This window comes from Methylorubrum sp. Q1 (assembly GCF_004683995.1).
GTDB lineage: Bacteria > Pseudomonadota > Alphaproteobacteria > Rhizobiales > Beijerinckiaceae > Methylobacterium.
Map to the genome: position 1 here is coordinate 1 of NZ_SRHQ01000054.1, position 8,462 is coordinate 8,462.

An 8,462-nucleotide genomic window follows, 5' to 3' on the forward strand; every position below is an offset into this window, starting at 1 on the left:
CACTAGGCTCGATGCGGCAGGGTTTCCGCCCCGGGTTCTAATTTTTACACACATAATACACATATCTGCTTGCGCTACCGCCATTTCGTGTGTACTACATACTTACCAAAGCGAAACGGAGACATGGACTCGAAAGAACTCATTCGGGCCTTGGAAGCGGAAGGGTGGGTCTGGCACTCGACAACTGGAAGCCATCGCCACTTCAAGCATCGGAATAAACCGGGGAAGATCACGGTTCCCCATCCAAAAAAGGACATGCACCCCAAAACGGTCGCGTCCATCAAGAAAGCGGCGGGGCTCTGAGCCCCGCCTACCCGTGTCTTTCGTTCCGCTTCACCTCGTTTGTATTCATCGGTGGTTCTCATGAATTCCTACTTCGCGATCCTCCATCCCCCCGAGGGCGGTAGCTCCTGGGGTGTCACCTTTCCCGACCTGCCCGGCTGCGTGTCAGCCGGCGACAGCTTCGAGGATGCGGTCCACGCGGGGCGCGAGGCGCTGTCCGGACACCTCGCGGCCCTGCGCGACGATGGCGACCCTGTGCCCCCTCCCCGCACCTGGGCGGCGATCTCTGCCGATCCGGAAGCGCTCCCCGCTGGTGCGCTCGCGCAGCTCGTCACCCCCAGGCGCGTCCCGGGTGAGCGGCTGCGCATCAACATCACGATCGACAAGGGCCTGCTACGCGTCGCCGACGAAGCGGCGGAAGCGGCCGGGCTCACCCGATCTGGCTTCATCGAGCGTGCGCTCGAAGCGGCAACGGGCGATGGAACGGGCGCTTGACCCATTCCATCAGCCGCTTTCAGTGGCCAACACAACGTCCAACATTCGAACACCAATTCGTAGCTAACAATCACTTAGATGAAAGCAAAAATTAATCTGGCGGACGCTCCCTCCGCCAGATACCTGTAAAACACTAAAATCAAACCGATTTTAGCCTTCGATCCCTGCCCGCGTGTTGGCGCCGTACCACCTTGGCTTTACCGATAGGTACATGACTGCCGCTCGGTCCCGGCTTCATTGCGGGGAACGACGGCTCGACTTGCGCGTCTCATCCTGGAACACCCAGTGAGGAAGCGACGATGTCGGTTTTCCAAATTCGCCAGGGCGGAACGGGCGCGATTCTCTGGACTGGCGCGGCTGCCAACGAAATCCAGGCCATGGATGCGATGGCCCATGACGCGGGCTACTACGACAACTCCGATCTTCCGGACACCATGCGCAGGGGCCTGAAAGTCGAAGCTTTGACGTTCGGCGCCGCCCGAGGGCAGGCATCGGCGGGCAGAATGCAGGGCGGCCGAACCGGACAGCTCGTGATGGGTACCGCGATCAACGATCGCAACCTCGGCCGGGCCACAGGATAGCGCACGTTCCCGCTCTGAAAGGAACGGGCTGCCTTATAGATGTATCCGACCCCTTTGCATCAGGTCGGCGTCTCTAACCTCTTTTTTGACGCCAATTCTTCGACGAACCGGTGACCACTTCGTCGGAATGCGCTCTCGTTGCAGGGTGTCCCTGTCATTCGCGCCATAGGCGTTTGCCGCGTGTATCCCCGCGAAGCTGCCCGCTCGGCGGCCTCCAGTTGAGCGTCTCTCACAAAACTCCCGCCGCGCCGTCGTCGCCAGAGCGAGAAGGGTCGGAGACCGGGAGTTTTGTGAGGCACTCTTATGTCGGCATTCGACAGCGTCATGCAGCGCGTCCGAGATGGCCTTTCGAAGTGCAGCTAGGGTATTTCCTCCCGACCTTTCGAGATACGGCTCGACACCTGCGTTTCAGGCATGGTGCTTGAATTCCCAAAATTCCGGGATCGAACCTATCTCTGATCTATCGCCCGCCCAGCCGTTATTAAAAACTTAAGCGTCGGGAAGGCACTACTCTGTGCCGACGAATTCCAACCTGGCCTGCCTAACTATGATCACTGCATCCCGGCTCGGGGTCCGCTTGCCTGCGACGACCATTGGCCTCGCCCTTTTAAGCGCTGCGGCGATGGGTGGTTTCAGCTGGTCATCGGCCCGGTCAGGTCTCATCGAAGCGGCTGGGGCCCGTCTGGAACTCGCTGCGGCCGCTCGACGCGATGGTATTGAGCTTGTGGCAGACAGAATGCAGGCGGACTTTCTGACGGCCGCCGGCCATCCGCAGATCGTCTCGAACTTCCCCGATCTCGTTGAGACCCTCGACCCGTCGAAGCCCGATTTTGCAGGCATCGTCGAGGCTTTCCAGAGCCCCCCGACGCTCGAGGCGCGCGTTGCTTTGGACAGCACGCCCGCGACCGCGATGTACGGTCGACGGCACGTTAAAGTACAGGAAGTGGCCCGCCGCATCGTCGCCGAACCGGGATATGCCGATCTGATCTTCCTCGATGAAAGCGGACGCATCGTTTACACGACGACCAAAGGCAACGACTTCGGCAAGTCTCTCGCCGATCCGAACCTCAAGGAAACCGGGCTCGCGCGCCTCGTTGAGCGCCTGAAGAGCCAGGATCCGGCGGCGATGGCGTTCGAGGATTTCGCGGCCTATCCGGTCGGCGGCGGACCTTCGGCCTTCATCGGCCGGGCCATGACCAAGCGAGCCAACGTCGCCATGGGCACCGCGCAGGCGGTGGAGCGGATTGGCTTCGTCGCCCTTCGTGTGACTCCTGCCCTGTTCGACCGGACGCTCGCCAAAAGGGCAGGTCTGGGCGAAACCGGGCAAATCCTGGCAGCGGGCGCCGATGCCCGCCTCCGCTCGAATCCTCCCCTCAATCCGGCCGTGAAGGCCGGCGCGCCGATCTCGGACCTTGGCTTGTCCGCATCGCAACTCGCCGGCGGAAGCTTCACCTATCCGGCGGCGGACGGACGCCACATGGCGGCGAGCGCCACGGTTTCGGTGCTGGGCGCGCCCTGGACGGTGGTGGCGGAGCAGACGGAGGCGGAAGCCGTCGGTGCGGCGCAGACCCTTTCGCGCACGCTCGCCCTCACCGCGCTCGTCGTGCTCATGGGAACGGCCATCCTCGGGCTGCTCCTCGCCCGCTCGATCGTCCGGCCGCTCAGTGCGCTCACCCGAGCCCTGACCGCCCTCGCCGCTCGCGAGACGCTGGCTGAGGTGCCGGGCAGCCGACGCCGGGACGAGATCGGCGACATCGCCCGCGCCGTGGTGACGATCCGCGACATGTCTCTGGAAGAGGCCGCCCAGCAGCTCAAGACGACGGAAGCCGCACGGCTGCGCGAAGAGCAAGCGCGCCGCACCCTTCTGCGCGACCTCGCCGACCGCTTCGAGCACTCCGTGGGGGGCATCGTCGCCGGGGTGGCACAAGCCGTCGCGGGTCTGCAGAACTCGGCCGCGACGATGCAGAACGCGGTGTCGGGGACGGCGCAACGTTCGACCAGCGTCGCCGGCGCCGCCCACCAGACGGCCAGCAACGTCAATGCCGTGGCGACGGCGGCAGAAGAGCTCGGCGCGACCGTCCAGGAGATCGGCCGGCAAGTAGAGCAGGCCACCGGCATGTCCGCTGCGGCCGTGCAGGCCGCCTCCCGCACCGAGGAGACGATGGCCGCGCTCGCCCAAGCCGCGACCCGCATCGGGGACGTGGTCGGTTTGGTTTCGACCATCGCCAGCCAGACCAACCTTCTGGCGCTCAACGCCACGATCGAGGCGGCCCGTGCGGGCGAAGCCGGGCGCGGATTTGCGGTCGTCGCGGCTGAGGTGAAGGAGCTTGCCAGCCAGACGGCGCGGGCCACCGACGAGATTGGCCAGCAGATCACCGCGATCCAGGGCGCAACCGAGGGTGCTTCGCAGGCGATCCAAGACATCGCAGGGCAGATTCAGGCGATGCGCAGCGTGACGACGAACATCGCGACCGCGATCGAGGAGCAGGGTGCGACCACCCAGGAGATCGTGCGCAGCATGTCCCAGGCCTCGACGGGAACCGTCGAGGTGACGACCAACATCGCGGAGGTCGCACAGGAGGCCGAAGGCGCCGGCCAGGCCGCTCGAGCGGTCGCAACCGCCGCCGACGGCCTCGCGGATCAGTCAGCCGTCCTGCGATCCGAGGTCGAGAAATTCCTGGCCAATGTGCGTGCCGCATAAGGGAACGAACTCGTCCGAGGGCGACGAGCATCAACCCGGGGCAGAGTGCAACGCCAGAGACATCGACGAGCGGTCACGGTAGGAGCGGGTGAAACGATCCTGCCAAGGCATGAGAAAGCTCCAGCCCACGCTCTTCGACGAGGTCTCCGCGCATCTGCCTCTCTTTGACAGCCTGTCAGAGAAAGCCGCCGAACGCCTCGCTGCCGGCGGCTACGGGCGCGGACTGCTGACGGCCTCGCTCCGGGCCCGGCTGCGTAAGGCCGGTTTCGCCGACTTGGCCGCGCTGGCGCTCGCGTCGCCGGTCGAGCTTATGGCGGTGCGCAAGATCGGCCCGGTGCGGGTCTGCGCAATCCGGGTCCATCTGCTCCGTGAACTCGCGCGGTTGGTCCCTGGCGCGAGAGCCTTCCATGACGGCACCGCGACCGACGGGCGGCGGCTGGAGCGGCTGCGCGCCATGCCGGGCGGACGATTCGGCTGGGCCGGCGAGACCTGCGCCGATCTGGCCTTGAAGCGGTGTGCCGATATCAGGGAAGAACTCGATCTCCCCGCACCCGACCTCGACAGGATCGCCGCGGCTCTCATCCGAGCGCTGTTGCCGGAACGGCCGCGTGTGACGTGCGTTGCGGCGGCGCCCGAAATTGAAGCGACGCCGGAGACGACGCGTGCGCGCGAGCGTGCGGAGCGACTGCGGGAGCAAGACCGCCAATGGGACGCAGCCGCCCCTGAGGCCGACATTCTGCCGGGACGAGTGGTCCGGTAGGGCGGTGCCGCTGAGCGCGTCAAAGCAGACGTTGATCGAGCGGCTCGACCTCAAGCGCTCAGCGCGGCTCCTGGTGCGTTGGCCCAATCGGTTGGCATCGCCATGATTCAGAAGGGATGCGCGCGGCGTGCGTTGCGCGTGGGGCAGGGCCGCCGGACTGAACACCCCTGACTGCCCGTCTACCTCATGCCCGCCTCCAGCGGGTTTCGTAAATCCCACCTTGCTCCGCCCGGCCCAGCCGCGGCGGGGCTTTTTCGTGGGGGCGTCCGAGAGCATCATCCCGAACGGTAGCCTCCGGCTTTCGGAAAAAGATGATGCGAAAACAGGACGATAGACCATCGTCCTGGATTTGATTTCCAGCACGATGCTCTATTGGCGAGGCTTCACGATGCCAAGTCGATGTGTGCGTGCTGCGCTCATGGGCATCAGTGTCTCCGGCAACACGGATACAGCGCCCGATACGGCCCCTCGCCTCGAGCCGACGATCAGCCCTGCGATACGCCTGACAATCTCGGGAAATACGGGCTGTTGCTGCGGTTCAAAGCGGGGGCGGACGGTCTCCCCTGTGAGCCGGCGGGCGCCTTGCGGGGCGAGAAGTACGGGTCGTAATCGCTCCAGGACGCAGACTTTGCAGCATCCGGCTTGCGGGCGGCCGGCTTCGGAGCAGTTCTCGTCATGAAGGCTTGTCCATTGGTGTGAACAGGCCTTTTAGGCGAAAATGGTTAACTCCACTGTTACCAAAAGGGCACGGGCGCTCTGGTTGAGATCGACCAATCAAAGCATGTCATCGGCACGAGCATCGCGATGATGTCAGCAGCTCAGATCGGGCCGAACAACGCTCGTAAGACGCGATAAATGCCTCCGCCTCGTGTCGGCGCAAGCCCGTGACGACAAGCCCTGCCGTCGAAACCGTCCAGAAACCATCGGAATTCTGCGAGAGGACGAGCTTCGTCACCGGCACCCCCTTGTCGCGGCCGATCGAGCACCTGTTCTGGGCTGCGATTCCGCACGTGAAAGGCAGCCTACGAATACGGCTCTGGCAGCACAGCTGACCTTTCCGAGAATCACGCTTTCGAGGCATGTGTTGTCCTTGGGGCCTTCTCCGGCGCCTTCTTCCGTCACCCCGGAGAACACCCCGGCAAAAACGGGTTATGAACGGAGCAAGGTGAGGCCGAGAGATCCGGCTTTGGGACAGACGTCGTCGAGAGTGAGTGCATGGCCCGCAAGCGTCTCCGCCCCACAGCCGAAAGCTTGATCGAGGCCGCCGGCCGTCTCGGCCTGTCCCCGGCCGACATCGATGTCGAGGCTTTGCGCATCCACCTCGAACTGCCGGAATTCGGAGCGGCCGTCGAGGACGAGCGTGTGGCGCTCGCTCTGCGCGAGATGAAGACGGCGCGTGCCTTCATCGAGGCCGGCATTCCGGCCGTCAAGCGAGCGGTCCCTGCCCTCAAGGCGGTTGTGGCCAAGGACCAGAGCATCCGTTGGACCGTCCGGGTCGGCATCCCGCTGCTCGATGCCGGCCGCATGGACGTGCGTATCGATGCCGCGCCGGACCCGATCATCGCCGAGATCCTCCAAGGCATGGCGGCGCGGAACGATCCGACGCGCCGGCTGGAAGAACTGCGCGCTGCCGTAACGGAGATGGCAGTCCAGATCACGCGCGACCTGCGCAAGCCGGTTGATCGGCTCAGGTCTCAGATCCTCGTCGATCTTCGCGAGGTGGGCGCCGATGCGGCGGCCTATCTCGAGCATCTGGACCGCTCGCTGCGCTCCCGCCCGTTCAACTTCGGTCCGAAGCTGGCCCGTTCCCTCGCGGATGCCCTCACGCCGGTCCGCCAGCGCGCAAAAGCCGTGGCGCGCGAGGGCTCACGCCTGCGGCGCCTGCGGGATCAAGTCGGGTTCGGTGCCTATATCGAGAAATTCGCCGCCGCCCGCCGGCTGAACCGGCGCATCCTCTTCCACATGGGTCCCACGAATTCGGGAAAGACCTATGCGGCTCTCCAAGCGCTGAGCGCCGCCCCGACCGGCGCCTACCTGGCACCGCTGCGGCTCCTGGCGCTTGAAAACTACGAGGCGCTGCGCGAGCGCGGCCTTCGGGCCGGCATGGTCACGGGCGAGGAAGTGCTGGGCGAGTTCGAACCAACCCATACGGCCCGGACGATCGAGACGGCCGACCTGACCCGCCCGATCGATGTCGCGGTCATCGACGAAATCCAGATGCTCTCCGACCCGGACCGCGGGTGGGCCTGGACGAACGCCCTGTTCGGTGTTCCCGCCAGGACTGTCATCGTCTGCGGATCGGACGATGCCCTCTCCTACGTCCGCCGCGCCGCCGAAGCCGCCAACGAATCGCTCGAAGTCATCAACTTCGAGCGCAAATCGCCGCTCGTGCTTCTCGACGAACCCGTTCCCCTGGAGAAGGTCGAGCCGGGTGATGCCGTGGTGGCCTTCTCCCGCCGGGCTGTGCACGAGAATCGTGAAATCCTGGTCGCTCGCGGCCACCGGGTCGCGACGATCTACGGCGCCCTGTCGCCGGAGGTTCGCCGCGCCGAGGCGGCGCGGTTCCGGTCCGGTGAGGCCAACGTTCTGGTGACGACGGATGCAATCGGCATGGGCCTCAATCTGGGGCCCCTGAAGCGGATCGTCTTCTCGACCGTGCGCAAGTGGGACGGCGTCCAGGAGCGCGTGCTCACCAATTCCGAGATCCGGCAGATCGCCGGCCGGGCCGGGCGCTACGGGCATCAGGATGTCGGCTATGTGGCGGCGACCGAGCCGACCGCCGTCGAGCCGATCCGAACCGCCTTGGCTGGGGCACCGACGGCGCCGGCGGCCGACACGCGCTTCTACGTACGCCCTGATCTGACCGCGATCCGCTCCGTGGCCGACGAGATGCGGACGCCGAGCCTCTATGAAGTGATGACGCATTTCGCGCGCGCCACTTTCTACGCCGGCTCGCCGTTCCAGCCGTCGGCGCTCGAAGAGGTTCTTGAGATCGCACGGACCATCGACCGCGCTCGGCTGCCGATCGAGGAAAAGTTCATCTTCTCAGTCTGTCCGATCAATCGGCGCGACGAGATCGCGATGGGTATGCTGGAGCGCTGGAGTCAGGTTCGCGCGGCCGGGACGACCGTCCCCGCCCTGCGGGCGAGCGTCACCGGCGAACTCGATTATCAGGAGCGGACGGTGAAGCTCGCCAGCGCCTATCTATGGCTGGCGCGGCGTTTCCCCGAAACCTTCGATGACATCGAGGCGACTCGTCATATGCGCCGTTACGCCAACGACGCGATCGAGCATCACTTGCAGCAGACGGCGACGCGCAAGGCGGAGCGTCGGGGAAGGCGAGCCGGAGGAACGCGGTGATCGCGTTTCAAGGGGATTGGGCTCCGCTCGGGGGAGCGGGTGATCCCGCGGCTCAACCGATTTGTCCGCGCGCGGTTTCGAGGGCGCTCTTCAACGTTCCCCTGGCCTGTGTTTTGGCTGTGGCCTGAGATCGCGCTTGATGCGAAGCCCCCTCCCCTTCCGTCGGGCTTTGCGGGGACGGCGGCGCGGTGAGTGCGGAGAGTGCGGTGTCGGGTGGCGTGCACGACGGAAGGCCCGCGGGCGTTTGGGCCAGCGGGCTTGGGGTCGGATGGGTTGTGTCGGC

General features: G+C 65.3%; 6 protein-coding genes. All 6 read left to right on the forward strand.

Annotated elements, in window-relative coordinates; all coding sequences use genetic code 11:
* Positions 1–123: 123 nt before the first annotated feature.
* Complete coding sequence (locus E4V01_RS24865; protein ID WP_135300229.1) at positions 124–303, forward strand: type II toxin-antitoxin system HicA family toxin; 180 nt, start codon at positions 124–126, stop codon at positions 301–303.
* 60 nt (positions 304–363) lie between these two features.
* The gene (locus E4V01_RS24870) at positions 364–777 is read left to right on the forward strand and encodes a type II toxin-antitoxin system HicB family antitoxin (RefSeq protein WP_135300230.1); all 414 of its coding nucleotides are present in this window, start codon (positions 364–366) and stop codon (positions 775–777) included.
* Positions 778–1,076: 299 nt separating this feature from the next.
* On the forward strand, positions 1,077–1,358 hold the full coding sequence (locus E4V01_RS24875) for a hypothetical protein (RefSeq protein ID WP_135300231.1): 282 nt from the start codon (positions 1,077–1,079) through the stop codon (positions 1,356–1,358).
* A 547-nt stretch (positions 1,359–1,905) separates the two neighbouring features.
* Positions 1,906–4,059, forward strand: coding sequence for a methyl-accepting chemotaxis protein (locus tag E4V01_RS24885; protein WP_193763310.1), 2,154 nt, complete (start codon positions 1,906–1,908; stop codon positions 4,057–4,059).
* A gap of 109 nt (positions 4,060–4,168) precedes the next feature.
* Positions 4,169–4,819, forward strand: a complete 651-nt coding sequence (locus tag E4V01_RS24890; protein WP_135300232.1) for a hypothetical protein — start codon at positions 4,169–4,171, stop codon at positions 4,817–4,819.
* A 1,215-nt stretch (positions 4,820–6,034) separates the two neighbouring features.
* Complete coding sequence (locus E4V01_RS24895) at positions 6,035–8,179, forward strand: helicase-related protein (protein ID WP_135300233.1); 2,145 nt, start codon at positions 6,035–6,037, stop codon at positions 8,177–8,179.
* The last annotated feature ends 283 nt before the right edge of the window (positions 8,180–8,462 follow it).